At 74.8% G+C, this 25,463-nt stretch carries 19 protein-coding genes and 1 rRNA gene; 17 read left to right on the forward strand and 3 right to left on the reverse strand.

Going from position 1 to position 25,463, the window contains the following annotated elements; translation table 11 throughout:
* Positions 1-94: 94 nt before the first annotated feature.
* A 5S ribosomal RNA gene (gene rrf / locus KBX63_RS23550) occupies positions 95-211 on the forward strand.
* 1,239 nt (positions 212-1,450) lie between these two features.
* Here the strand turns inward: rrf and KBX63_RS36485 are convergent.
* Positions 1,451-2,125: a hypothetical protein gene (locus KBX63_RS36485; RefSeq protein WP_210914258.1), complete on the reverse strand. Its 675-nt coding sequence runs from the start codon at positions 2,123-2,125 to the stop codon at positions 1,451-1,453.
* Here KBX63_RS36485 and KBX63_RS23560 point away from each other — a divergent pair.
* Both KBX63_RS23560 and KBX63_RS23565 read left to right on the forward strand, forming a co-directional pair.
* Positions 2,060-3,079, forward strand: coding sequence for a hypothetical protein (locus KBX63_RS23560; RefSeq protein WP_210914261.1), 1,020 nt, complete (start codon positions 2,060-2,062; stop codon positions 3,077-3,079). The genes KBX63_RS36485 and KBX63_RS23560 overlap by 66 nt on opposite strands.
* Positions 3,076-4,101, forward strand: a complete 1,026-nt coding sequence (locus KBX63_RS23565) for an HAD-IIA family hydrolase (RefSeq protein ID WP_210914272.1) — start codon at positions 3,076-3,078, stop codon at positions 4,099-4,101. The genes KBX63_RS23560 and KBX63_RS23565 overlap by 4 nt, the downstream gene beginning before the upstream one ends.
* A 33-nt stretch (positions 4,102-4,134) precedes the next feature.
* Here the strand turns inward: KBX63_RS23565 and KBX63_RS23570 are convergent, their stop codons facing one another.
* Positions 4,135-4,473 carry an SCP2 sterol-binding domain-containing protein gene (locus tag KBX63_RS23570; RefSeq protein WP_210914285.1) on the reverse strand — a complete coding sequence of 113 codons (339 nt, stop codon included), beginning with the start codon at positions 4,471-4,473 and terminating at the stop codon, positions 4,135-4,137.
* Positions 4,474-4,584: 111 nt separating this feature from the next.
* Here KBX63_RS23570 and KBX63_RS23575 point away from each other — a divergent pair, with 111 nt between their 5' ends.
* The 5 genes from KBX63_RS23575 (at position 4,585) to KBX63_RS23595 (ending at position 11,351) form a co-directional block, all read left to right on the forward strand.
* A complete protein-coding gene (locus tag KBX63_RS23575) occupies positions 4,585-5,199 on the forward strand; it encodes a phasin family protein (protein ID WP_210914291.1) in 615 nt (204 codons plus the stop codon).
* A 28-nt stretch (positions 5,200-5,227) separates the two neighbouring features.
* Positions 5,228-5,524, forward strand: a complete 297-nt coding sequence (locus KBX63_RS23580) for a hypothetical protein (RefSeq protein WP_210914538.1) — start codon at positions 5,228-5,230, stop codon at positions 5,522-5,524.
* Positions 5,525-5,562: 38 nt separating this feature from the next.
* Positions 5,563-6,423 (forward strand): TlyA family RNA methyltransferase, encoded by an 861-nt coding sequence (locus KBX63_RS23585; RefSeq protein WP_210914295.1) that lies wholly within the window; start codon positions 5,563-5,565, stop codon positions 6,421-6,423.
* Positions 6,424-6,517: 94 nt separating this feature from the next.
* Complete coding sequence (locus KBX63_RS23590) at positions 6,518-7,402, forward strand: NAD kinase (protein ID WP_210914298.1); 885 nt, start codon at positions 6,518-6,520, stop codon at positions 7,400-7,402.
* 226 nt (positions 7,403-7,628) lie between these two features.
* Complete coding sequence (locus KBX63_RS23595; protein ID WP_210914302.1) at positions 7,629-11,351, forward strand: S8 family serine peptidase; 3,723 nt, start codon at positions 7,629-7,631, stop codon at positions 11,349-11,351.
* A gap of 45 nt (positions 11,352-11,396) precedes the next feature.
* Here KBX63_RS23595 and KBX63_RS23600 read toward each other — a convergent pair whose 3' ends face one another.
* Positions 11,397-12,416: a helix-turn-helix domain-containing protein gene (locus tag KBX63_RS23600; RefSeq protein ID WP_210914305.1), complete on the reverse strand. Its 1,020-nt coding sequence runs from the start codon at positions 12,414-12,416 to the stop codon at positions 11,397-11,399.
* Between the two features lie 101 nt (positions 12,417-12,517).
* On the opposite strand from KBX63_RS23600, the gene recN reads away from it, so the two are divergent.
* From recN to KBX63_RS23645, 9 genes are all read left to right on the forward strand, one after another.
* The gene (recN, locus tag KBX63_RS23605; RefSeq protein WP_210914310.1) at positions 12,518-14,275 is read left to right on the forward strand and encodes a DNA repair protein RecN; all 1,758 of its coding nucleotides are present in this window, start codon (positions 12,518-12,520) and stop codon (positions 14,273-14,275) included.
* Between the two features lie 119 nt (positions 14,276-14,394).
* Positions 14,395-15,573 (forward strand): putative cytokinetic ring protein SteA, encoded by a 1,179-nt coding sequence (steA, locus tag KBX63_RS23610; RefSeq protein ID WP_210914312.1) that lies wholly within the window; start codon positions 14,395-14,397, stop codon positions 15,571-15,573.
* A 27-nt stretch (positions 15,574-15,600) separates the two neighbouring features.
* Positions 15,601-16,542, forward strand: a complete 942-nt coding sequence (locus KBX63_RS23615) for a copper transporter (protein ID WP_210914315.1) — start codon at positions 15,601-15,603, stop codon at positions 16,540-16,542.
* A 115-nt stretch (positions 16,543-16,657) separates the two neighbouring features.
* Positions 16,658-17,524 (forward strand): hypothetical protein, encoded by an 867-nt coding sequence (locus tag KBX63_RS23620; RefSeq protein ID WP_210914317.1) that lies wholly within the window; start codon positions 16,658-16,660, stop codon positions 17,522-17,524.
* Between the two features lies 1 nt (position 17,525).
* A complete protein-coding gene (gene murJ, locus KBX63_RS23625) occupies positions 17,526-19,226 on the forward strand; it encodes a murein biosynthesis integral membrane protein MurJ (protein ID WP_210914318.1) in 1,701 nt (566 codons plus the stop codon).
* 29 nt (positions 19,227-19,255) lie between these two features.
* Positions 19,256-20,407 (forward strand): glycosyltransferase family 4 protein, encoded by a 1,152-nt coding sequence (locus KBX63_RS23630; RefSeq protein ID WP_210914540.1) that lies wholly within the window; start codon positions 19,256-19,258, stop codon positions 20,405-20,407.
* On the forward strand, positions 20,407-22,878 hold the full coding sequence (locus KBX63_RS23635) for a hypothetical protein (RefSeq protein ID WP_247662958.1): 2,472 nt from the start codon (positions 20,407-20,409) through the stop codon (positions 22,876-22,878). The genes KBX63_RS23630 and KBX63_RS23635 overlap by 1 nt, the downstream gene beginning before the upstream one ends.
* 164 nt (positions 22,879-23,042) lie before the next feature.
* Entirely contained in the window at positions 23,043-24,794 is a 1,752-nt protein-coding gene (locus KBX63_RS23640; RefSeq protein WP_210914320.1) for a CTP synthase, read from the forward strand.
* Entirely contained in the window at positions 24,791-25,432 is a 642-nt protein-coding gene (locus tag KBX63_RS23645; RefSeq protein WP_210914325.1) for an NUDIX hydrolase, read from the forward strand. The genes KBX63_RS23640 and KBX63_RS23645 overlap by 4 nt, the downstream gene beginning before the upstream one ends.
* The last annotated feature ends 31 nt before the right edge of the window (positions 25,433-25,463 follow it).

Here is a 25,463-nt window from a genome sequence, read left to right on the forward strand (position 1 = left end):
GACTTGACTACTAAGCTGCTACGCGTCCACTGTGCAACTCTCGATGAACGAACAACAGACCACTGTGTGGTGTTGTTTGACATGTCGATAGAGTTACGGCGGTCATGGCGGAGGGGAAACGCCCGGTCACATTCCGAACCCGGAAGCTAAGCCCTCCAGCGCCGATGGTACTGCACTCGTGAGGGTGTGGGAGAGTAGGACACCGCCGGACAATCTTCCAGTCGAGGGCCGCCCCCACCCGGTCGGCCCTCGACTGCGTAGCGCCATTGGTGGCGCAATGAGGAAGGATGTACCTGTGAGTTCAGGACCGCAGGGCGGAGACCGTCCCCGTCGTTACGAAGACCGTACTGACGGCCAGGGCGGCCGCGACCGCGGCCCGCGCCGCGACGACCGTCCCCCGTACCGGGGAGACCGTGACAGCGCTGGCGGCGCCCGAGGCGGATACGCCGGCGGCCGTGACGCCGGTTCCCGTGGTGGTGACCGGGACGGTTCGCGCTCGGGTGCTCCGCGCGAGGGTGGCTACCGTGGCGGCGACCGTCGTGAAGGCGGCTTCCGTGGCGGAGACCGCGACGGTTCGCGGTCCAGCGCTCCCCGCGAGGGTGGTTTCCGTGGCGGAGACCGCGACGGCTCGCGCTCGGGTGGCCCCCGTGAGGGTGGTTTCCGTGGCGGCGACCGTCGCGAGGGCGGCTTCCGAGGCGGCGACCGCGACGGTTCGCGTTCAGGCGCTCCGCGTGAGGGTGGCTACCGTGGCGGCGACCGCGACGGTTCGCGCTCGGGTGCTCCGCGTGAGGGTGGTTTCCGTGGCGGCGACCGTCGCGAGGGCGGCTTCCGAGGCGGTGACCGCGACGGCTCGCGCTCGGGCGCCCCGCGTGAGGGTGGCTACCGTGGCGGCGACCGCGAGGGCGGCGGCTTCCGTGGGGGCGATCGTCGTGAGGGCGGCGACCAGGGCGGCGACCGCAGCCGCTCCGGCCCGTCTCGTGAGGGCGGCTTCCGCGGCGGTGACCGCGAGGGTGGTTTCCGGGGCGGCGACCGCCGCGAGGGCGGCGGCTTCCGCGGTGGCGACCGTGACGGTTCCCGGCCCGGCGCGCCCCGTGAGGGCGGTGGCTTCCGCGGCGGTGACCGCGAGGGTGGCTTCCGTGGCGGCGAACGTCGTGAGGGCGGCTTCCGTGGCGGCGAGCGTCGTGAGGGTGGCTTCCGCGGTGGTGACCGTCGCGAAGGCGGTGCGCCCCGCGAGGGTGGCTTCCGTGGTGGCGAGCGTCGCGAGGGCGGTGCGCCCCGCGAGGGTGGCTTCCGAGGCGGTGACCGGGACAGCGGCTTCCGCGGCGGTGACCGCCGTGAGGGCGGCTTCCGTGGCGGGGACCGGGACGGTTCGCGCTCGGCCGCTCCCCGCGAGGGTGGCTTCCGAGGCGGCGACCGCGATGGTGGTTTCCGTGGTGGTGAGCGTGGCGGCTCACGTCCGGGTGCACCCCGTGAGGGCGGCTTCCGTGGCGGCGAGCGTCGTGAAGGCGGCTACCGCGGTGGTGACCGTGAGGGCTTCCGTGGTGGTGATCGTCGTGAGGGCGGTGCGCCCCGCGAGGGTGGCTTCCGTGGTGGTGACCGTCGTGAGGGTGGTGCGCCCCGCGAGGGTGGCTTCCGTGGTGGTGACCGTCGTGAGGGTGGTGCGCCCCGCGAGGGTGGCTTCCGTGGTGGTGACCGTCGTGAGGGTGGTGCGCCCCGCGAGGGTGGCTTCCGTGGCGGCGATCGCCGCGAGGGCGGCGGCTTCCGTGGTGGCGACCGCGACGGTTCCCGCTCGAACGCGCCGCGTGAGGGCGGTGGCGTCCGTGGCGGCGAGCGCCGTGAAGGCGGCTACCGGGGTGGCGACCGTGAGGGCGGCTTCCGGGCCGATGAGCGGCCGCGTCGCGAGGGCGAGTTCCGCCGGGATGACCGCGGTGCGGGCTCCGATTCGTCCGAGGGCGGGCGCAGCCTGGCCCCGGCGTTGCCGGACGAAATCCTCGCGACCGATCTCGACAAGGACGTTCGCGCCGAGCTGCTCTCGCTGAACAAGCCGGTCGCGGAGACGGTGGCGCGGCACCTGGTCGCCACCGGCCAGCTGATCGACGAGGATCCGGCCGAGGCGCTGGCGCATGCGCTGGCCGCGCGGCGGCTCGCCTCGCGCATCTCCGCCGTCCGTGAGGCGGTGGGCCTGGCCGCGTACCACGCGGGGGAGTGGCAGACGGCGATCGCCGAGCTGCGCACGTACCACCGGATGAGCGGATTGCAGAGCCACTTGGCCGTGCTCGCGGACTGTGAGCGCGCCCTGGGTCGGCCGGAGCGGGCCATCGACCTGTTCCGCGGCGCCGACCGGGAGAAGCTGGACCAGGCCGTGGCGATCGAGCTGCTGATCGTCGCCGCCGGCGCCCGGGGCGACCTCGGGCAGAAGGACGCCGCCGTGGCGATGCTCCAGGTTCCGGACCTCACGAGCGAGGCCACCGTGCCGTGGACGGCCAGGCTGCGTTACGCGTACGCCGACGCGCTGCTCGCGGTGGGTCGGCGCGAGGAGGCCCGCGAGTGGTTCTCCCGCGCCGCTGACGTGGACACCGAGGGCGAGACCGATGCCGCGGAGCGGCTGCTGGAACTCGACGGTGTGGTCATCGAGGGCGACGAGGAGGACGAGGCCGCCGAGGAGGTCGCCGCTGGCCCGGGTGCTCCCGGCGCGGTGCCGGCTCGGCCGGACACCGAGCTCGCCGCCGGTGACGACGCGGCGGACCGCGACGACGAGGACGACGACCTCGACGACGAGGACGACGAGGACGACGACGACGAGGACGACGAGGACGACGAGGACGACGACGACGACCTCGACGACGAGGACGACGACGAGGACGACGAGGACTTCGACGACGACGAGGAGGACGGCGCCGCCGGCCCCTCCGGCGACGACGAGGACCTCGACGGCGAGGACGAGGATCGCCACCCGAGCGGACACGTTGAGTCGGACATCGCTGCCGACCGGGCCGATGCGGCTGACGACGGCGACGCGGTGAACACCGACGGGAACGCTCCGGGCCGGGGCGACGAGTCGGGGTCGACGCAGCGGTGAGCGCGGACGCCGGGGGGCGGCTGATCGACGGGTACACCCTGGTCGTCTTCGACCTGGACGGGGTGATCTACCTGATCGACCGGCCGATCCCCGGCGCCGTCGAGGCGGTGGCCCGGCTGCACGCCGAGGGCCGGGCGGTGGCCTACGCCACCAACAACGCCTCCCGCCGGTCCAGCCAGGTCGCCGACCTGCTGACCCGAATGGGCGTGCCAGCCCGGCCGGAGGAGGTGCTCACCTCCGCTGCGGCGTCGGCGGAGCTGCTGCGCGACCGGCTGCCCGCCGGCGCACCGGTGCTGGTGGTCGGCGCGGAGGCGCTGCGCGCCGAGCTGCGCGCTGTCGGGCTGACCCCGGTCTCCCGGGCGGACGAGAAGCCGGCCGCGGTGGTGCAGGGCTACGGTCCGCAGGTCGGCTGGGCCGAGCTGGCCGAGGCGTCGCTCGCGGTACGGGCGGGCGCGATCTGGATCGCCACCAACACCGACCGGACGCTGCCCAGTGGCCGGGGACCGCTGCCCGGCAACGGCGCGTTGGTCGCCGTGCTGCGTACGGCGCTGGAGCGGGACCCCGACGTGGTGGTCGGCAAGCCGGAGTCGGCGCTGTTCGAGACCGCTGCCCGGCGCAGCGACGGCGGCCGGGCCCTGGTTGTCGGCGACCGGTTGGACACCGACATCGAGGGCGCACGCCGAGCCGGGCTGGACAGCCTGCTCGTGCTCACCGGCGTCAGCCGCGGACCCGAACTGCTCGCCGCCGAGCCGCGGCGCCGTCCCACGTACGTCGCGCAGGACCTGGCGGGGCTCTTCGACCCGGCCGCGGTGGTGCGGGTGTCGGGTCCGGCGGACGCCGGCGGCTGGTCGGTGACAGACCGTGATGGCGCGCTGGAGCTGGCCGGCTCGGGCCGGCCGCTGGACGCGCTGGCCGCGCTCTGCGCGGCGGCCTGGTCGGCCCCGACGGTGCCGCAGATCCGCCCGGCGGGCCCGGATGCGGCCCGCGCGTTGGAGAGCTTCGGTCTGCCAGCGGGCGGGTGAGCCGGGTCGCCGGCCGCGCGGCGTCGGCGCTCGTCAGAGCAGCTTGCGCAGCTTCAACAGGTCGAACGGGTTGGCCTTGATCGACACCCGGCGGGAGGTCACCGCCCCGGTGACGTCCAGGTCGCCGCGGACCAGGGCGAGCAGGTCGTCGCTGGACGTGCTCAGCGCGATCTTGGCCTTGGGGTCGTCGCCGTCGGTCAGCTCGACCAGCCGCCCGCCGCTGATCCGGCCGTGGAAGGCGGTGTCCAGGTCGGTGATCCGGCAGGCCAGCGTGCGGTCCAGGTCGATCCGTTCGCGCACCGTCTCGGCGTTGCGATCCAGTCGGGCGGCCAGCTCCTGCAATGCCTGCCGGCACTCGTCCACGCTGGCCACATCTCCCCCTCGCTGATCGCCACGCCGTCCTCGGCACCGTACCGCACAGGACAGTGCGGGGTGCCCGGTAGCGTGACACCTGCACACCCCGCCCCGCGGAAGGATTCAGGCATGCAGGACGCGTGGCGCGCCTACCTCGAACTGGCCATGGGCCTGGCGGAGGCGCCCCGGAAGAAGGCCCAGGACGTGGCGCGTCGCCTCGTCGGCTCCGGCGGCGCGACCGCCGCCCAACTCCAGGCCCTCGGCGAGGAACTGGTCACCACCGGCGCCGCCAACCGGGAGGCGCTGACCAAGCTGGTCCGTTTCGAGGTCGATCGGGCTCTCGGCGCGGTCGGCCTGGCGACCGCGGACGAGGTGGCCGAGCTGACCCGACGGGTGCGCGACCTGGAACGGCAGTTGCGCGCGGCGCGGGCCGCCGAGCCGGTCAGCGCGCCGCCTGCGGGCCCCACCCCCGAGCCCGAGGCGACCCGCGCTCCGCGGCCCGACGCCGGCCTGGTGCCGTCGGACGGCCCGGCGGGCGCCCCGGTGTCCGCGCCGGTGGCCAAGAAGGCGGTCGCGAAGAAGGCCGTGGCCAAGAAGGCCGTGGCGAAGAAGGCGGTCGTCAAGAAGGCCATCGCTAGGAAGCCGCCGGCGACGATCAGTCGGACCACCGACGAGGCCCCGACTCCGTCGGACATGCCGGCCAAGAAGGCGGTCGGTGAGCAGCGGCCGGACGACATCCGGTGAGCGCCGCGCCGACCGGGCGGAGCGCCCGGTGACCGGCGACGTGCGTCCGGGCCCGCCGCCCGGCGCGCGCCCGGGCCCGCCGCCGGGCGTTCGGCCCGGCCCGCCCGCCAGCGGGTCGTTCGCCGCTCGGCCGGGCCCGCCGCCGGCCGCGCGTCCGGGCCCGCCGCCCGACCTGGGGGACGACGAGGCGCGGCACCCGGCCGTCGACGCCGCCGTGCAGGCCATGGCCAACGCGGCGACGCTCGCCCCGGCCGACCAGATCGCGCAGTACGAGGCGGCCTACGAGACGCTGCGGGAAACCCTCGCCACCATCGACCAGACCTGAGTGGGACGACCAGGCCTGAGCAGACCGGAGAACCACCCATGGCACGTCGCAACCGGCTGGACGCCGAACTCGTCCGCCGCGGTCTGGCCCGCTCCCGGGAGCAGGCCGCCGCGCTGGTGGAGGCCGGCCGCGTCCAGTTGCGCGGGGTGCCCGCGCGTAAGGCCGCCGCGATGGTCGACCCCGCTGACCCGCTGCTGGTCACCGGCGCCGACCCGACCGAGGAGTACGTCTCTCGGGGCGGGCACAAGCTGGCCGGAGCGTTGGCCGTGTTCGGCCCCGCCGGGCTGAGCGTCGCCGGCCGGCGCTGCCTGGACGCCGGCGCGTCGACCGGCGGCTTCACCGACGTGCTGCTGCGCGCCGGTGCCGCCGAGGTGGTGGCCGTGGACGTCGGCTACGGGCAGCTCGCCTGGTCGCTGCGCACCGACGAGCGGGTCCGGGTCCTGGAGCGCACCAACGTCCGTACGCTCGACCCTGACGTGATCGGCGGGCCGGTCGACCTCACGGTGGCAGACCTGTCGTTCATCTCGCTCCGGCTGGTGTTGCCGGCGCTGGCCGGCTGCACCCGGGACGACGGCGACCTGGCGTTGATGGTCAAGCCGCAGTTCGAGGTGGGCAAGGACCGGGTCGGTGCCGGCGGTGTGGTGCGCGAGCCGGCGCTGCGCGTCGAGGCGGTGCTCGATGTGGCCGCCGCGGCGGCGCAGCTCGGCCTCGGGCTGGCCGACGTGGCGGCCAGCCCGCTGCCCGGGCCGAGCGGCAACGTGGAGTTCTTCGTATGGTTGCGCCGGGGCGCACCGCCGGCCGACCCGCAGCGGGTACGGGCCGTGGTGGCGGCCGGGCCGGACGGCCTGACGACGACCGGCGACATGCCGGACGCGGCGGCGGAGGAGGTCGCAGGATGAACGCGTGCAGTGAGCGTTCCGGAACGGCGCGCGGGACACGCGGCCGCACCGGGACGGCGACGGCAGGTCTGGTCGTGGACGGGGGGTCGCTCCGATGAGCCGGACCGCGCTGCTGGTGACGCACACCGGCCGCCGGCGCAGCACGGAGCACGCGCGCGCCGTGGCCGCCGATCTGATCGCCGCGGGTTTCGAGGTCCGGGTGATCGCCGAGGAGGCCGACGACCTCGACCTGCCCGGTGTGGTGCCGGTCGCCGGCCCGGAGGCCGCCGAGGGCGCCGAGATCGTCTTCGCGCTCGGCGGGGACGGCACGTTCCTGCGCGCGGCCGAGCTGGCCCGGCCGGCGAAGGCGCCCCTGCTCGGCATCAACCTCGGCAAGGTGGGCTTCCTGGCCGAGGCCGAGATCAACGACCTGGACACGGCGGTCCGTGACGTCGTCGGGCGCAACTACACCGTGGACGAGCGGCTCACCCTGGACGTCACGGCCGAGTTCGACGGTGGCCCGACCATCGAGTCCTGGGCGCTCAACGAGGTCAGCGTCGAGAAGGGCGAGCGGGCGCAGATGCTCGAACTCCTCGTCGACGTGGACGGTCGGCCGCTGTCCCGCTACGGCTGCGACGGCGTGGTCTGCGCCACCCCCACCGGCTCCACCGCGTACGCGTTCTCCGGTGGCGGGCCGGTGGTCTGGCCGGAGGTGGAGGCGCTGCTGCTGGTGCCGATCAGCGCGCACGCGTTGTTCAGTCGTCCGCTGGTCACCGCTCCGACGTCCACGTTCATGATCACCGTCGACCCGTTCACCACCCTCGCCGTGCTCTGCTGCGACGGCCGGCGGGTCTACGACCTGCCGCCCGGCGCCCGGGTCACGGTGCGGCGAGGTGCCCTGCCGGTGCGCATCGTCCGGCTGCGGGCCCGCCCGTTCACCGACCGGCTGGTCGCCAAGTTCGGGCTGCCGGTGCACGGCTGGCGCGGCTCTCGCCGCTGACCCACCGTCCGGCGCGGCACCGCCTCGGCGGGGCGACAGGATCCCGGCTGTCCGACGGAAACCCGCCGGACATCCGACGGCCCCGCGCCCGTCGTCCGATGTCCACCTGGCGACATGTCGCTGGTGCGGCGTGCCGCAGCTAGTGACCACCCGACGCGCTCCGTCGCAGACTCCGATCGGTCGATCTCCCTGAGACCGGCCCCCCTGGAGTAGAGGAGCGCATCGCATGCACTGGCCCCCACGCTGGCTGACCGCCGGCGCGGTCGGCGCGTTGGTCGTCGGGCTCGCCGCACCGGCGTCCGCCGACCCGCCCGCCCGGCCCACCGGCCCGAACCCGGGTCCGACCGTCCCGGGTACCGCGCCCGTCCACATCACCCTCATCACCGGCGACCAGGTCGAACTGGTTCAGGCGGCTCCCGGCCGGCTGGCCGCCACCGTCCGCCCCGGCCCCGGCCGCGAGCGGATCACCTTCCACACCGTGGAGGCCGACGGCGGGCTGCGGGTGCTGCCCAGCGACGTCGTGCCGTACCTCTCCGAGGGGGTGCTCGACCCCGACCTGTTCGACGTGCAGGAGTTGGCCGCCGACGGGTACGGCGACGCCGCGCAGGGCGCGCTGCCGCTGATCGTGCGCTACCAGGAGCCGGCCGCCGGCCGGGTCCGGCCACTCGCCGGCGCCACCGACGCCCGGCCGCTTAAGAGCATCAACGGCGCGGCGCTGCGGGTCGGCAAGGGCGACCTCGGTGGCCTCTGGACGACGCTGCGCGGCAGCCAGCAGGCCCGTACCGCCGGTGCGCCGGCCCGGCTCGGCGCCGGCGTCGCCCGGATCTGGCTGGACGGGAAGGTCCGCCCGACGCTGGAGCACAGCGTGCCGCAGATCGGCGCTCCGGCGGCCTGGGCGGCCGGCCGGGACGGCAACGGCGTGAAGGTGGCGGTGCTCGACACCGGTGTCGACGCCACCCACCCCGACCTGGCCGGGCGGATCGCCGAGGCGCAGGACTTCTCCGGTAGCGGCAGCGCCCGCGACGGGCACGGCCACGGCACCCACGTGGCGGCCACCATCGCCGGCAGCGGCGCCGGCTCCGCCGGGGTGCGCAAGGGCGTCGCCCCCGGCGCGCAGCTGCTGGTCGGCAAGGTGCTCGACGACGGGGGCTCCGGCTACAGCTCGTCCATCATCGCGGGCATGGAGTGGGCCGCCCACTCCGGCGCGAAGGTGGTCAGCATGAGCCTCGGCGGCTCCGCGAGCGACGGCACCGACCCGATGAGCCAGGCCGTCAACGACCTGACCGCCGAGACCGGGGCGCTCTTCGTCATCGCCGCCGGCAACGAGGGCACGCCGCGTTCGGTCGGCTCGCCGGGCGCGGCCGCCGCGGCGCTCACCGTCGGCGCGGTGGACCGCGACGACAACCTCGCGGACTTCTCCAGCCGCGGCCCGCGGCTCGGCGACAACGGCCTCAAGCCGGAGATCACCGCGCCGGGCGTCGGCATCATCGCCGCCCGGGCCGCCGGCACCACCATGGGTACGCCGGTGGGGGACGCGTACACGACCGCGTCCGGCACCTCGATGGCCACCCCGCACGTCGCCGGCGCGGCGGCGATCCTCGCCCAGGAACACCCGGACTGGACCGCCGGGAGGCTCAAGGACGCGCTGGTCAGCACCACCAAGGCGAACCCGGAGCTGACCGTCTTCGAGCAGGGCGGCGGCCGGGTCGACGTGGCCCGGGCGCTCAGCCAGCGGGTGTACGGCTCGGCCACCGCCGACTTCGGTCGGGTGTCCACCGACGGCGCGGCGGTCGAGCGGACCGTCACGTACACCAACGGCACCGCGGCCCCGCAGACCCTGCGGCTGGCCCTGGAGCTGCGCAACCTGGACAGCGGCGCGGCCGAGCCGGACGGGGTCACCGCCGGCGGCGGTGAGGTGACCGTGCCGGCGGGCGCCAGCGTGGCCGTGCCACTGCGCGCCGACCCGGCGAAGCTGGCCCGCGGTCCGCACGGCGGGTGGCTGGTGGCCACCGGCGCGGACGGCGTCGCGGTGCGTACCGCCGTCGGGCTCACCCTGAGCGGCCCGGTGCACACGGTCACCGTGAAGGTGCTGGACATGCAGGGGCAGCCGGGTCTTGCGCCGGTGCTCACGCTCTTCGGCGAGCAGCCCGAGTCCGACTTCATCGGCTGGGTCGGCGGCGAGACGCAGGTGCAGGTCGAGGAGGGCCCGTACCTGGTCGAGGCGCTGATCGAGCACGGTGCCCCGCTGGACGAGCAGATCACCCTGGCCACCGACCCGGAGCTGATGGTCACCCGGGACGTCACCGTGGTGCTCGACCCGCGCAAGGGCACCCCGGTGCGGATCGAGACGCCGAAGCCGGCCGAGCAGCGGGCGACGATCAGTTTCTACGAGCACCGGGTCTTCGGCAACGGCCGGCAGGTCGACCACGGCGTGATGACCTTCAGCACCATCCAGCAGGTCAACGTCACGCCGACCCGGGCGGTGCGTCAGGGCGAGTTCGAGTTCTCCTCGCGCTGGCAGCTGGTGGCGCCGATGGTGGACGCCAGGATCAGCGGGGTCTCCGGTGCGCTGGACATCAACCTGATGGGCTACTCGCCGGCGCCGACCGGCCGGCAGAAGCTGCCGCTGGTCTGGGCCGGCACCGGCACTCCCGCCGAGCTGGCCCGGGTGCGCGGCGCCGCGGCGCTGCTCGTCACCGACCCCAACGCCTCGGAGGAGGAGCAGATCGCAGCGGCCGCGGCGGCCGGTGCGAAGTCGGTGCTCATCGTCCGGCCGGCCGACCAGAGCGCGTGGACGGTCTGGAACCCGCTGGGGGACCGGCTTCCCGTCCCCGCGATGGCGGTGGCGTACGACGACGGGCAGCGGGTGATCGCGGCGGCCCGCAAGGGCCGGGCGACGCTGGAGCTGACGTTGACCGTGGACAGCCCCTACCTGTACGACGTGTGGCAGGTGTCGAAGGGCCGGGTGCCGGAGCGGATCGTGCACACGGTCACCGCGAAGAACACCGCCGAGGTGACCGCCAACTACGGTGACGTCGGCGGTTCGGAGTGGGCCACCGAGCAGCGGTTCGGCTGGCGTCCGTGGCAGGAGACCTCCTGGAACGACGACCAGCGGCTGGTGCGTACCGGCACCACCCGGCAGGAGTTCGTCAGCGCCGGGGATGCCTGGTGGCAGCACCGGGTCCTGCACCGGGTCGCCTGGTCCTGGGGACGGCTGCTCGGCGGTCTGACCCAGCAGCCCCGGCGGTACGACGCCGACGACCGGGACACCGAGACCTGGCACGCCCCGGTGGTCCGGCCGGCCGTGCCGGCCGGCGGTGGGATGCCGGTGCCGGCCCGCACCGGGGACACCCTGGACCTGCGGGTGACCGAGTACGTCGACGCCGACGGGAACCACAGCCCGGCCGGCGGAGCCGAGGAGTCGGACACTGTCGAGGCCCGGCTCAGCCGGGACGGCAAGCAGATCGCCGACCTGTCCGGCGGTTGGGCGCCCGTGCCCACCACCGCGGAGTCGGCCCGCTACCGGCTCGACCTGAGCACGCAGCGGTCCTCGGACGAGTGGCGCTACGCCACCCGCACCGAGACGGCGTGGCAGTTCACGTCGGCCCGCCCGGCCGGCGACAAGGCCCGGCCGCTGCCGCTGCTGCAGGTGGACTACCAGGTGCCGGCCGACCTGCGCGGCCAGGTGGCCGGCGGTCGGACGCACCGGCTGGGGTTGACCCTGCGCCAGCCGGCGGGCGTACCGGCGCCGACCGGCACCAGCCTGCGCGTCGAGGTGTCCTTCGACGGCGGGAAGAACTGGCGCAAGGTTTCGGTGAAGGGCTCCGGCACCCGGTTCACCGCCGCCGTACCGGCCGGCCGGGGCACCGTGTCCCTGCGGGTGCACGGCAGCGACCGGGCCGGTAACACCGTCGACCAGACCGTGGTCGACGCGTACGGGCTGCGCTGACGCGCGCGGGGTGGGCCGGCCGCAGGCCGTCCCACCCCGTCCGGCTCAGATCCAGCCCCGCCGGGCGACCTGGAAGGCCAGTCCGGGCCGGGTGTCCACGCCGGCGGCGGCCATCAGGTCGGCGAGGCGCCGTTGCACGGTGCGCCGGCTCACCCCGAGCTGCGAGGCGATGGACTTGTCCGGCACCCCGGCCACGAACAACGACAGCAGCCGTGCCTCGTCGGCGTCCGGCCGGTAGCCGTCGCCGGGGTGGTCGTCGGGGTCGGCCCTGCGGCCGTCGGCCGCCGGCACGGCGAGCGGGTCGTCCAGCCGCAGCCGGGTGGCCACCCGCCAGTGGCTCTCGAAGAGGGCGAGCAGCGCGTCGAGCAGTTGACTGCGGCCGATCACGGCGGCGCTCGGCTCGCCGCCGTCGCGGTCGGGCACCAGCGGGCAGATGGCGGTGCGGGCGTCCACGATGGCCAGTCGGACCGGCAGCCGGTCCAGGACGCGGGCCTGCTCGCCGGCGGCGACCCCCTTGGTCAGGTCGGCCAGCGCGCCCGGCTCCAGGAGCAGGTCCCGTTCGTAGATGGCCCGGTAGGCCACCCCGCGGGCCAGCGCGTCGAACTCCTCGACGTTCTCCGGGCCGGCCATCGCCAGCGGGTTCGCCCGGCAGAACCAGAGCACTTCGGTACGCGCCGAGTTCTGCAGATCGCGGAGCCGATCCCGGAGCATCCGGCCCCCGGTGATCACCTCGACCAGGTGGTCACCGTGGTGGCGGCGCAGCCCGGACCGGTACTCCTCGGCCAGTTGGGTGACCCGCCGCCGGGCCGCCTCCAGGTCCTCCTGCCGGCGCAGCAGCGCCGCGCCCAGGGCGACGTCCGGTGCGGTCGGGCGCAGCGGGGCGTCCGGGTCGGTGTCGGTGCGCAGCACCAGACCCTTGGCACGAAGGGCCTCGACCTGCGCGACGACCTGCGCGCGCGGGCGGTGCAGCCGGCGGACCAGCTCGTCGACCCGGGCCGTGGTGAGCTGGAGCAGGCAGCGGTAGAGCTCCTCTTCAGCCGGAGTCAGGCCGATCACGTCCAACACGGGGCAGAACTGTACGTCGGCCCGTTGTCGCCCGAACCGCGACCTGCCCGCGGGTCCGTCGGCTGGTCAAGTGTCGGGCCTCGCGTCTACTGTCGGGTGCTGTGCTGGAAGAGCTGCGCATCACCGGACTGGGCGTCATCGAGGACACCACGCTGCCGTTGACCGGCGGGATGAACGTCATCACCGGCGAGACCGGTGCGGGCAAGACGATGGTGGTCACCGGCCTCGGCCTGCTCTTCGGGGGCCGGGCCGACGCCGGGCGGGTCCGTGCCCAGCCCGGGCGGGCCGTGGTCGAGGGGCGGCTGCGTCTGGAAGGTCGGGTCGCCGACGCGGTGCACGCCCGGATCACCGATGCCGGCGGCGAGCCCGACGAGGACGGCTCGCTGCTGCTGAGCCGCACGGTGACGGTGGAGGGCCGCTCCCGCGCCCACCTCGGGGGCCGCAGCATGCCGGTGTCGATGCTCGGTGAGGTCGGTGAGCAGGCGGTGGCCGTGCACGGCCAGTCCGACCAGCTGCGGCTGCTGCGCCCGGCCGAGCAGCGGGCCGCACTGGACCGGTTCGCCGGCCCGGCGCACGAGAAGCTGCTCGACGCGCTGCGCGAGGCGTACACCGGTTGGCGGCGGATCGTCGACGACCTGGCCGACCGGCGGCGCAACGCCCGCGAGCGCAACCAGGAGGCCGACCTGCTGCGGCTCGGCCTCGACGAGATCACCCGGGTCGATCCGGAGCCCGGTGAGGATGACGAGCTCAAGACCGAGGCGCAGCGCCTGGAGCACGCCGAGGGGCTGCGTACGGCCGCGCAGCTGGCTCAGCAGTGCCTGGCGGGCGGCGCGGAGGCGGCCGACGAGACACCGGACGCGACGGCGCTGCTGGGCACCTCGCGGCGCACCCTTGAGGCGCAGTCCGGCACCGATCCGGCGCTGGGTGAGCTGGCGGCCCGGCTGGAGGAGGCGGCCACGCTGGTCACCGACGTCTCCGCCGAGCTGTCGGCGTACCTGGCGACGCTCGACGCGGATCCGGCCCGGTTGCAGCACGTCTACGAGCGGCGGGCCGCGCTGCGCGCGCTGACCCGCAAGTACGCCGACGACGTCGACGGGGTGATCGCGTGGGCCGAGCGGGCCCGCACCCGACTGTCCGACCTGGACACCTCCGACGATCTGCTCGACGAGTTGGAGCGCGAGGGTCAGCGGCTGGCCGGTGAGGTGGCCGATCTGGCCGGTCGGGTGTCGGTCTCCCGACAGGAGGCGGCCGTCCGCTTCGCCGACCAGGTCACCGTCGAGCTGGCCGGGCTGGCCATGCCGCACGCCCGGATCGAGGTGGCGGTGCTGCCCCGCCCGGCCGGGCGGTCCGAGCCGGCGCTGTCGGTCAACGGCGTCGAGGTGGGCATCGCCGCGGACGGCGGCGACGAGGTGGAGCTGCGGTTGCTGGCCCACCCGGGCGCGCCGTCGCTGCCGTTGCAGCGCGGTGCCTCCGGCGGTGAGCTGTCCCGGGTGATGCTCGCCATCGAGGTGGTCTTCGCCGGTTCGGGCGGCCCGCCCACGCTGGTCTTCGACGAGGTCGACGCGGGGGTCGGCGGTCAGGCGGCGGTGGAGATCGGCCGGCGGCTGGCCCGGCTGGCGCGCAGCCACCAGGTGCTGGTCGTCACCCACCTGCCGCAGGTGGCGGCGTTCGCCGACCGGCACCTGGTGGTGGCGAAGGACACGGGCGGCGCGGTGACCACCAGCGGGGTGCGGGTGGTGGAGGACACTGAGCGGGCCCGGGAGCTGGCTCGGATGCTCGCTGGTTTGCCCGACTCGGATCTGGGTATCGCCCACGCCGAGGAGCTCCTGGCTGTGGCGGCCAAGGAAAGGCGGCCGTGACGCCGCGTATTGTGAGCGCAAGCACACCGGCTTGCGCCGACGTGTGCTTCCCTGGGTAGGCGGCCCTGCTCAGGCATGTCGCGACAGAAAAGCCTGCCTCACATGCCAGGATGGTCACGATGCGTCTACCCACGTTGCGCCGGAACCGGATCGCGGAGCCGGGCAGAGTCCTCGGCACCGCGCGCCTCGATCGCCGGACAAAACGCCTGGTCGGTCGGCTGCGACCCGGTGACATCGCGGTCATCGACCACGTCGACCTGGACCGGGTGGCGGCCGATTCGTTGGTCGCCGTCGGGGTCGCGGCGGTGCTCAACGCCAAGCCCTCGGTCTCCGGCCGCTACCCGAACCTCGGCCCGGAGGTGCTGATCGCCGCCGGCATCCCGCTCCTGGACGACCTGGGCGAGGGCGTCTTCGAGCGGATCCGCGAGGGCGACCAGGTGCGCATCGAGGGCAACACGGTCTTCGCCGGCGACGAGCCGGTGGCGCACGGCAGCCTGCAGGACGCCGAGTCGGTCGCCAAGGCGATGGCCGACGCCCGGGAGGGGCTCTCGGTGCAGTTGGAGGCGTTCGCCGCCAACACCATGGACTACCTGCGCCAGGAGCGCGACCTGCTGCTCGACGGCGTGGGCGTGCCGGACATCGAGACCCAGATCCAGGGGCGGCACTGCCTGATCGTGGTGCGCGGCTACGACTACAAGGCCGACCTGGACGTGCTGCGCCCGTACATCCGGGAGTTCAAGCCGGTGCTGATCGGCGTCGATGGCGGCGCCGACGCGCTGGTCGAAGCCGGGTACACCCCCGACATGATCATCGGGGACATGGATTCGGTGACCGACGACGTGCTGCGCTGCGGCGCCGAGGTGATCGTGCACGCCTACCCGGACGGGCGGGCGCCCGGGCTGCCCCGGGTCAACGGCCTCGGCGTCCCGGCGGTGACCTTCCCGGCGGCGGCGACCAGCGAGGACCTGGCCATGCTGCTGGCCGACGAGAAGGGCGCCTCGCTGCTGGTCGCGGTCGGCACCCACGCCACGCTGGTCGAGTTCCTGGACAAGGGCCGCGGCGGGATGGCCTCGACGTTCCTGACCCGGCTGAAGGTCGGCGGCAAGCTGGTCGACGCCAAGGGCGTGAGCCGGCTCTACCGGCAGAGCATCTCCGGTTCGTCGCTGCTGCTGCTGGTGCTCTCGGCGGTCGCGGCGATGGCCTCCGCGGTGGCCGTTTCCACCGTCGGGAAGGCGTACCTGGGCGTGGCCGCCGAGTGGTGGGACAATCTGGTGTTCCAGCTGTACCGGCTTTTCTAGTTCCCGACCGATCAAGAGGCTGCAAGCGTGATCAACTTCCGCTACCACGTGGTGTCCCTCACCGCGGTCTTCCTGGCTCTGGCGATCGGCCTGGTGGTCGGCACAGCCGCCCTCAACGGCCCCGTCGCCGACTCGCTCAAGGAGCAGGTCACCGGGCTGCGCAAGGACAACCAGCAGTGGCGCCAGACGGTCAACAACATGGAGAAGCAACTCGGGCTGGAGGAGGAGTTCGCCGAGGAGATGTCCCAGGTCGTCCTGCCGGGCACCCTCACCGGGCGCCGGGTGGTGGTGCTCAGCCTGCCCAACGGGCGCGACCACACCGAGGGCGTGCTCAAGAAGCTCCAGCTCGGCGGCGCCACCATCACCGGCCGGGTCGACCTGCAGGACAAGTTCATCAACCCGGACAACAACTCCAACCTGCTGGAGCTGGCCGTCACCGCCGCCCGGCCGACCGCCCAGACCACCGGCCTGCCGGGCAACGGGCACGGCGTGGAGACCTCCAGCGCGCTGCTGGCCAGCGTCCTGCTGGACCGCGCGCAGGGCGCCGCGCCGGTCAGCGACGCCGACCGGCGGGCGGTGCTCGCCGCGTACAACAACGCCGGCTACCTGACCACCGACGACAACAAGGTCACCGGGCCGGCGGAGGCGGTCGTGGTGGTCAGCGGCCAACCGTACGTCGACAAGGACTCCGAGAAGCGCGACGAGTCGATCGTCAAGATCGCCGAGCAGTTCGACCGGACCGGGTCGATCGTGGTGGGCGGCAACGGTTCCGCCGGCGGCAACCTGGTGGCCGTGGTCCGTGGTGATCCGGTGCTGTCCCAGACCATCTCCACGGTCGACAACGCCAACACCGGGCAGGGCCAGCTGGTCACCAGCCTCGCCCTGGTGCAGCAGCTCACCGAGAAGAAGGCCGGCCAGTACGGCGTCGGCGACAATGCCGCCTCGCTGCTGCCTAGACTGCCCCAGTGAGCGAACGACGTACCCCCGTGTCCGAAACCGACCAGGCAACGCGTGAGCGAGCGCAGCTAGCGAACTTCAGCAGGGCGGCGTCCCACACCGCTGCCGAGCGAAGCGAGGCAACGGCGTGAGGGCGCTCGGCCGGCTGCTGATCGCCGGAGCCGGTGCCGCCGCCGCCCGGTACGCGCTGCGTGAGGTGCGTACCTCCCCGGGCGGGCCCGCGCTGCAGCGCACCAACTTCCGCGGCCGGTCGGTGACCCTGGCCGCCGGGCCGGCGCTCACCGCTGGCACGGCCGCCGCCGGAGCGTTCGGCGCCACCAGCGCCGCCTCCGGCGCAGCCGTCCTGGTCGCCGGCCTCGGCGCGGGCGGCGTCGGGTTGTACGACGATGTGGTCGGCGCCCGCCCGGAGCAGAAGGCCGCGAAGGGCTTCGCCGGCCACCTGGCCGCGCTGCGCGAGGGGCGGGTCACCGCCGGGCTGGTCAAGGTCGTCGGGGTGGGCGCCGCCGGGCTGGGCGCCGCCGCGCTGCTCGCCGCCGATTCCCGGGTCGCCGGTCACCCGCGCCGCCAGCGCCACGGCGCGTTCGGCCGGGGCGTCGACGTGCTGCTCGGCGCCGGGGTGATCGCCGGCACCGCCAACCTGCTCAATCTGCTCGATTTGCGGCCCGGGCGGGCCATCAAGTCGGGGCTGCTGCTCGGCGCGCCACTGACCGGTGGCCCGCACGGCGGGATCGCCGCGGGCGCGGCCGGCGCCGCCGCCGGTCTGCTCCGCGACGACCTGGCCGAAGACGTCATGCTCGGCGACAGCGGCGCGAACGCCCTCGGCGCGGTGCTCGGCGTCGCGCTCGCCGCCCGCAGCGGCCCGCTCGGCCGCGCGGGGCTGCTCGCCGTTCTCGCCGGCCTCACCGCCGCCAGCGAGAAGGTCAGCTTCACGTCGGTGATCCAGCGGACCCCGGGGCTGAGGGAGCTTGACGCACTGGGCCGGCGCGCCGACTGACGTGAGCAGACCGGCACCCCTCGCCGGCGCCGGCCGGCTGGCCGGGGCAGCCGCGCTCATCGCCGTCCTCACCGTGCTCAGCCGGCTCGCCGGCTTCGGCCGTACCGCCGTGTTCACCTGGGTGGTGCAGCAGAGCGACCTCGGTGGCATGTACGTCATCGCGAACACGGTTCCGAACATCGTCTTCGAGATCGTCGCCGGCGGGGCACTGGCCAGCCTCGTCGTACCGCTGCTGGCCGGCGCGATCGCGGCGGGGGACCGGCGGGCGGTGGCGGCCACCACCGGGGCCCTGCTCACCTGGACGGTGAGCCTGCTGGTTCCCCTCGCCGTGCTCGTCGCGCTGTTCGCCGACCCGATCATGTCGCTGATCAGCGAGGGCCGGTCCGCACCGGAACTCGCCGCCGGCGCCCGGATGCTGCGCGTGTTCGCCCCCCAGTTGCCGCTCTACGGGATCGGCATCGTGCTCACCGGCGTGCTTCAGGCGCACCGCCGCTTCGCCTGGCCGGTGATCGCCCCGCTGCTGTCCAGCCTCACCGTGGTCGTCGTCTACCTGGCCTTCGGCGCGGCTCAGGGGCGTGGCGCGACCGTGGCCCAGGTCAGCCGCGGCGGCGAGTTGGTGCTCTCCGCCGGCACCACCCTGGGCGTCGTCGTGTTGTCCCTCTCGCTGCTGATCCCGCTGCGCCGGCTCCGGCTACGGCCGCGAGCGGGGTACGCCTTCCCGGCCGACGCACGCGCGCGGATCGGCGGACTCGCGACGGCCGGTGCGGTGACGGTGGCCGCCCAGCAGGTCGCGCTCCTGGTGATCCTCAATCGGGTCTCCGGCGGTCCCACCGGCTCCCCGCAGGTGTTCAACCTGGCCCAGGCCATCTTTCTGTTGCCGTGGGCGGTCCTCGCGGTACCGCTGGCGGTGGCGTCCTACCCCACACTCGCCGCCGCCTCGGCTGCCGGTGATGAGGACGGTTACCGGCGCACCCTCTCCTCGACGGTGCGCGGCGTGCTGCTCTTCAGCTGCCTGGGCGTCGCGGCGCTGGTCGCGACCGCCCAGCCGATCGCCGCCGTCTTCTACCCGGAGAACCCGGCGTCCACGGCGGCGGCCATCACCGGCTTCGCGCCCGGGCTGCTCGGGTACGGGCTGTTCGCGGTCCTGTCCCGCGCTCTGTACGCCCGGGGGGACACCCGGCCGGCGACCGTGGCGATCACGCTGGGCTGGCTGGTGGTTCCGGCCGTGGCGCTGCCGATGGCGGCTCTGCTCCCCACGGCCGACCGGGTGCTCGCGGCCACCGTCGCGAACTCGGTGGGCATGTCGGTGCTCGGGGTGCTGCTGCTCGTGGCGGTGTGGCGCGGCGCCGGCCGTCCGGCGTTGGCCGGCGCGACCCGGGCCGGCGCGGCCGGCGGGCTCGCCGGAGTGCTCGGCGCGCTCGCCGGGCTCGGCGTCACCCGGTGGTTCGACACGCCGGGCGGCGGCACCCCGACGATCGCGGCGGCACTCGGTCAGGGCATGCTGTCCGGGATTCTGGTTGGGGCCGTGTTCCTCGCCGTGGTCTGGTTCGTCGACCGGCGGGACGTACGGCCACTGCTCGCCGGGGTGCTGCGGCGCCTGGGCCGGGCGGGCCGGCGGGGGTCGCGGGACGGGGCCGGTACGCCGACGCCGGGCGCGGTCCCCCCGGAGCAGGACGACGGGAAGGAGACGGTGGTCCGGTGAGCGCGAGGAGTGAGCCGGTTCAGCCCGTCCTGCCCACCGGATGGTCGGGCAGCGTCGCGCTGGTGCTCGCCTCCAGCACCGGTGGGGTCGGCCAGCACGTCCGCTCGGTGGCGCGTGGGCTCGTCGGGGCCGGTGCCACCGTGCTGGTGTGCGGGCCGGCGGCGACGCAGGAGCAGTTCGACTTCGTCGGGGTCGGCGCGCGCTTCCAGCCGGTGGAGATCCCGGCCAGCCCGACGCCGGCCGACGCTCGCGCGGTGCTCGCCCTGCGGCGGGCGCTCACCGCCGCCCGGGTGGACGTGGTGCACGCGCACGGCCTGCGCGCCGGGCTGGTCGCCGTGCTGGCCCGTCCGGCCGGCCCGCTGGTCGTGACCTGGCACAACGCGGTGCTCGCCGGTGGGCTGCGTGGGGGGATGTCCCGGCTCGCCGAGCGGGTGGTGGCCCGGGGCGCCCGGGTGGCCCTCGGCGCCTCCGCGGACCTGGTGGAACGGGCCGCCGCGCTGGGCGCCACCGACGCCCGGCTCGCCCCGGTGGCCGCGCCGACGCTGCCCGCGCCGCGCCGACGCCCCGCCGCCGTCCGGGCCGAGTTCGGCGTCCGCCCGGACCAGCCTCTGATCGTCTCGGTCGGCCGGCTGCACCCGCAGAAGCGGTACGACGTGCTGATCGACGCGGCGGCCCGCTGGCGTACCCGCACTCCACCGCCGGTCGTGGTGATCGCCGGCAGCGGCCCGGCCTACCTGCCGCTGGCCGCCCGGACCTCGGCGGCCCGCGCCCCGGTGACCCTGCTGGGGCACCGCACGGACGTGGCCGACCTGCTCGCCGGCGCCGACCTCGCGGTGGTGACCAGCGACTGGGAGGCCCGGCAACTCTTCGCCCAGGAGGCGCTGCGGGCCGGCGTACCGCTGGTGGCCACCGCGGTCGGCGGGCTGCCGGAGCTGGTCGGCGACGCCGCCGCGCTGATCCCCGCCGGCGACGTGGACGCCGTCGACGCGGCGGTGCGCGCGTTGCTCGACGACCCGGCGGCCCGGGCCGAGCTGGGCCGGCGCGGTGCCGAGCGGGCGGCGACGTGGCCCACCGAGGCGGACACCGTGGCCGCGTTGGCGGCCCTCTACGCCGAGCTGGCCGCGGCGCCCACCGGTCCGCCGACCCCGGACCCCGACGCCCCGATGACGGGACACCGGTGATGCTGCGCCGACTCGCCCCCGCCCTGTTGACCGTGCTCGTGGTGGCGCTGGGCGTCACCGCGCTGGCCGCGCGCCCACCGCAGGGCACCCCGCAGCGCACCGCCGACTTCGTGGTGCTCGCCGGGATCGCCGGGCTGCGCTGGGAGGACGTGGACCCGCAGACCACCCCGACACTGTGGCGGATGGCCCAGGACGGCTCGATCGGCTCGCTGTCGGTCCGCTCCGCGCACCGGCCCACCTGCCCGGTGGACGGCTGGCTGACCCTGGGCGCAGGCAGCTTCGCCGCCTGGAACGGCAGCCGGTCGGCCGATGGCTGTCCGCCGGCCGGAGTGGCCGTGGAACAGCCGGACGGCATCGGCGCGAACCTGCCCGACCAGGAGAGCGTGGTCCAGTACAACCAGCAGCGGCTGCCCTGGGGCACCATGCCCGGGTCGCTGTCGGAGTCGGTGCGCTGCTCGGTCGCGGTCGGTCCGGGTGCGGCCGTGGCCGCCGCCCGACCGTTCGGCCGGGTCGACCGGTACGCCTCGGGGCTGCCGGCCGACCCGCGGTCGCTGCTCGGCTCGTGCGTGCTGAGCATCGTCGACCTCGGCACGGTCGACGGGACCGACCCGGCGGCGCGCGCCGAGGCGGCCCGCGTCGCGGACGCCCAGTTGGCCCGGGTGCTGGCCGCCCGGCCGCCGCGGTCACTGGTGCTGGTCGCCGGGATCTCCGACACCGACCAGCCGTCCCGACTGCACGTGGCGGTCGCCGACGGGCCGGGCTGGGAGCGGGGCTGGCTCACCTCGGCCAGCACCGGCCGGGACGGGTATCTGCAACTTGTCGACCTCGCGCCGACCGCGCTGGCCGCGCTGGGCCGGCCGATGCCGGATCGGCTCTTCCTCGGGCGGCCCGCGGTCAGCACCGGCGGCCGCCCGGCCGACCTGGCCGAGGCGATCAACGTGCCGGCCGACGCGGACCGGGAGGCGGCCGCGCAGCGGAGCGTCTCCGGCCGGTTCTTCACCCTGCTCGCCGGGTTGCAGGTGCTGCTGGCCCTCGCGGTGCTGCCGCTGCTGCGTCGGGCCCGCCCGCACGCGGGGCCGGCCGGGCCGACGCCGGCGCCCGCGCGGGTCGTGGCGGTGGTTGAGCTGCTGCTGGTGGCCGCGGCGTTGACCGTGCCGGCCGCGCTGCTCGCCGACGCGGTGCCCTGGTGGCGGGGCGAGCAGTCGGGTTGGATCTTCGCCGGGGTCACCGCGCTGGTGGTGGCGGCCGGCACCGCGGCGGTCCGGTTCGTCCCCGGGTACGCCGGCAGCCTCGGCCCGCTCGGCGCGGTGGCCGGGCTCACCACGCTCGTCGTCGGCCTGGACGTGCTCACCGGGGCCCGGCTTCAGCTCAACGGCGTGGTCGGCTACTCCGCGTTGCAGGGTGGCCGGTACTCCGGCCTCGGCACGGTCGGGTTGGGGGTGTTCCTCGCCGGCGCGCTGCTGAGCGCGGGCTGGCTCGCCCAGCGGGTGCACCGCACCTGGCGACCGGCGGTGATGGTGGCCGTTGGTGGCCTTGCGGTCGTGGTGGTCGGCAGCCCGTACCTGGGCGCCGATTCGGTGGGCGCGATCGCGCTGACCGCCGGGCTGAGCGTGGCCGCCGCGATCAGTGCCGGCGGCTGGCTGACGATCAGCAGGCTGGCCTGGGCCACCATGGCCGCCCTGGCGGTCGGCATCGGCTTCGCCGTGGTGGACCTGCGCCGTCCGGCGGCGGAGCGGGGAAGCCTGGGTCGGTTCCTGTCCGCCGTGGGTGACGGCACCGGTGGGTTCACCGTGCACCGGTCCAGCACCGCGAACTTCGAGACTCTGGTCAACAGCCCGCTGACCGTGCTGGCCCTGGCCGGCGCCCTGCTGGTGTGGTTCGCCCTGTTGCAGCCGTGGGGCGGGCTGACGCGACTGTTCGGCATCTACCCGGCCGTCCGGGCCGCGCTGGCCGGTACCGCGGTCGCGGCGGTGCTCGGTGGCGTGCTCGACGGCGCGGCGCTGGACGTCGCCGGCGCCGCCGCCGCGGTGGTGGTGCCGATGGCCGCGCTGGCCTCGCTGCGGGTGCTGGGGCACGCCGCGGACCGCACCCGCCCGGGCGGGGGGCGTACCCGCGACGACGGCGCCGACGACGATTCCGGTTCCGGTTCCGGCGGCAACCGGCCGGCCGGTGGGGGTGACGGCCCGACCGGCGGTGGTGGGCCACTGGGCGCGGGTCATCCCCGCCCGATCAGCGGTCCGCCTGAAATGGTGGGGCCACCCCCGAACCCGGCCACGCCGGCCGAACGTGCCCCTGACGACCCGGCGGCGCCGACGCCGGATGTCCCTGCCGAGCCGAAGCCGGACGCCCCGGCGGCACCGGCGCAACGACCGGCCGACCCGTCGCAGGCCAACCCCTCGGACACCGCGCCGACGGTGGCGCGGCCGCCCCGGCAGGCCACCCGGTCATCGACCGAGGTTCCCGCTCCCTGAGCGCCGGGGCGCCGTCGTGGTGGCCGCGCGGTGCCCCACCCGGGGTGCGGCCTGCGAGTACCCGCCCGGGAGGTGTTACCGTGGAATCCCGTGGATCGCGTGATCACTTTGCTGATCAAGCACGGCGGTCTGCATGACCGCGACGGACGACACGGGAGCAGGCCTTGGCCCCATCAGCACGGACGACCAGGCACATTTTCGTCACCGGGGGCGTCGCCTCCTCGCTGGGTAAGGGCCTCACCGCCTCCAGCCTCGGCAACCTGTTGACCGCGCGCGGGCTGCGCGTCGTGATGCAGAAGCTCGACCCCTACCTCAACGTCGACCCCGGGACGATGAACCCGTTCCAGCACGGCGAGGTCTTCGTCACCGAGGACGGCGCCGAGACCGACCTCGACGTCGGGCACTACGAGCGTTTCCTGGACCGGGCGTTGTCCGGTAAGGCGAACGTCACCACGGGCCAGATCTACTCGGACGTGATCGCCAAGGAGCGGCGCGGCGAGTATCTGGGCGACACCGTCCAGGTCATCCCGCACATCACCAACGAGATCAAGTCGCGGATCCTGGCGATGGGCGACCCGGACGACGACGGCCACGTCCCGGACGTGGTGATCACGGAGGTCGGTGGCACGGTCGGCGACATCGAGTCGCTGCCGTTCCTGGAGGCGATCCGCCAGGTCCGCCACGACCTGGGCCGGGACAACTGCTTCTATCTGCACGTCTCGCTGGTGCCCTACCTGGCGCCGTCGGGTGAGCTGAAGACCAAGCCGACCCAGCACTCGGTTGCGCAGCTGCGCAACATCGGTATCCAGCCGGACGCCATCGTGCTGCGCTGCGACCGGGAGATTCCGGAGAAGCTCAAGGAGAAGCTGTCGCTCTACTGCGACGTGGACGCCGAGGCGGTCGTCGCCGCGCCGGACGCGCCGAGCATCTACGACATCCCGAAGGTGCTGCACCGGGAGGGGCTGGACGCGTACGTGGTGCGCCGGCTCGGGCTCTCCTTTCGGGACGTGGACTGGACCAGCTGGGACGACCTGCTGGAGCGGGTGCACCGGCCCCGGCACACGGTCACCGTCGCGGTGGTCGGCAAGTACGTCGACCTGCCCGATGCGTACCTGTCGGTGAGCGAGGCGATCCGGGCGGCCGGGTTCGGCCACCGGGCCCGGGTGCAGCTGCGCTGGGTGCCCAGCGACGAGTGCGTCACCCCGGCCGGCGCCGCGGCGGCCCTGGCCGGCGTGGACGGCGTCCTCATCCCCGGCGGTTTCGGGGTGCGCGGCATCGAGGGCAAGATCGGCACCGCCCGGTACGCCCGGGAGAACGGCATCCCGCTGCTCGGTCTCTGCCTCGGCCTGCAGTGCATGACGATCGACGTGGCCCGGCACCTGGCCGGCCTGGACGGCGCCAACTCGCTGGAGTTCGACGAGCAGGCCGCGCACCCGGTCATCGCCACGATGGCCGACCAGGAGGACATCGTCGCCGGCAAGGGCGACCTGGGCGGCACCATGCGGCTGGGCGCGTACCCGGCGACCCTGACCGAGGGTTCGATCGTCGCCGAGGCGTACGGCAGCACCGACATCAGCGAACGGCACCGGCACCGCTACGAGGTGAACAACGCCTACCGGGATGCGCTGACCAAGTCGGGCCTGCACATCTCCGGCACCTCGCCGGACGGCCGGCTGGTCGAGTTCATCGAGCTGGACCGGGGCCTGCACCCGTTCTTCGTGGCCACCCAGGCGCACCCGGAGCTGAAGAGTCGCCCCACCCGCCCGCACCCGCTGTTCGCCTCGTTCGTCAAGGCCGCCGTGGCGTACTCGCAGGCCGACCAGCTTCCGGTCGACCTGGCCCCGACGGCGGAGGCCCCGACGACGCGTCGGGCCGCCCGCAACGGCGCCGCGACGAAGGCGTCCTCCGCGTCGTGAGCGGGCGAGCCAACGGGCACAGCAGCGCGGCGCGAAGCGCCGTCGAGCACCGCTACGAGGTGCGCTCCCGCGAGGAGCGCTACCAGGGCCGGATCTTCGCCGTGGTCAGCGAGGAGGTGACCATGCCGGGCGGCGGGACCGCCACGCGTGACCTCGTCCGGCATGTCGGGGCGGTGGCGGTGGTGGCGCTCGACGACGTCGGCCAGGTGGTGCTGATCCGGCAGTACCGCCATCCGGTCGGCCGGCACCTGTGGGAACTGCCGGCCGGGCTCATGGACGTGTCCGGCGAGGAGCTGCCGGCCGCCGCGCTGCGGGAGCTGGCCGAGGAGGCCGACCTCACCGCCGGGCGGATCGACGTCCTGGTCGACCTGCACAGCTCGCCCGGGTTCACCGACGAGCTGGTCCGGGTCTACCTGGCCCGCGACCTGGCCGACGTGCCGCCCGGCGAGCGCCACGACCGCCGGGACGAGGAGGCCGACCTCCAGGTCGTCCGGATCGATCTGGACGAGGCGGTCGGCATGGTCCTGGCCGGTGAGATCACCAACGCCTCCGCGGTGGCCGGGCTGCTGGCCGCGGCCCGCGCCCGGGACGCCGGCTGGTCGGCGCTGCGCCGCGCGGACGCACCGCTGCCACGCTGAGAGTCACCGCCGGGCCCGCACCGGCGAGGGG

The organism is Micromonospora sp. U21, from assembly GCF_018070045.1.
In the GTDB taxonomy this organism is placed as follows: domain Bacteria; phylum Actinomycetota; class Actinomycetes; order Mycobacteriales; family Micromonosporaceae; genus Micromonospora.

Excerpts from the sequence above, each read along its gene's own strand:
- KBX63_RS36485 (WP_210914258.1), bottom strand. The coding sequence starts at position 2,125 with ATGCGCCAGCGCCTCGGCCGGATCCTCGTCGATCAGCTGGCCGGTGGC.
- KBX63_RS23575 (WP_210914291.1), top strand. The coding sequence starts at position 4,585 with ATGCAGGACGCGTGGCGCGCCTACCTCGAACTGGCCATGGGCCTGGCG.
- KBX63_RS23585 (WP_210914295.1), top strand. The coding sequence starts at position 5,563 with ATGGCACGTCGCAACCGGCTGGACGCCGAACTCGTCCGCCGCGGTCTG.
- KBX63_RS23590 (WP_210914298.1), top strand. The coding sequence starts at position 6,518 with ATGAGCCGGACCGCGCTGCTGGTGACGCACACCGGCCGCCGGCGCAGC.
- KBX63_RS23595 (WP_210914302.1), top strand. The coding sequence starts at position 7,629 with ATGCACTGGCCCCCACGCTGGCTGACCGCCGGCGCGGTCGGCGCGTTG.
- steA (WP_210914312.1), top strand. The coding sequence starts at position 14,395 with ATGCGTCTACCCACGTTGCGCCGGAACCGGATCGCGGAGCCGGGCAGA.
- KBX63_RS23635 (WP_247662958.1), top strand. The coding sequence starts at position 20,407 with ATGCTGCGCCGACTCGCCCCCGCCCTGTTGACCGTGCTCGTGGTGGCG.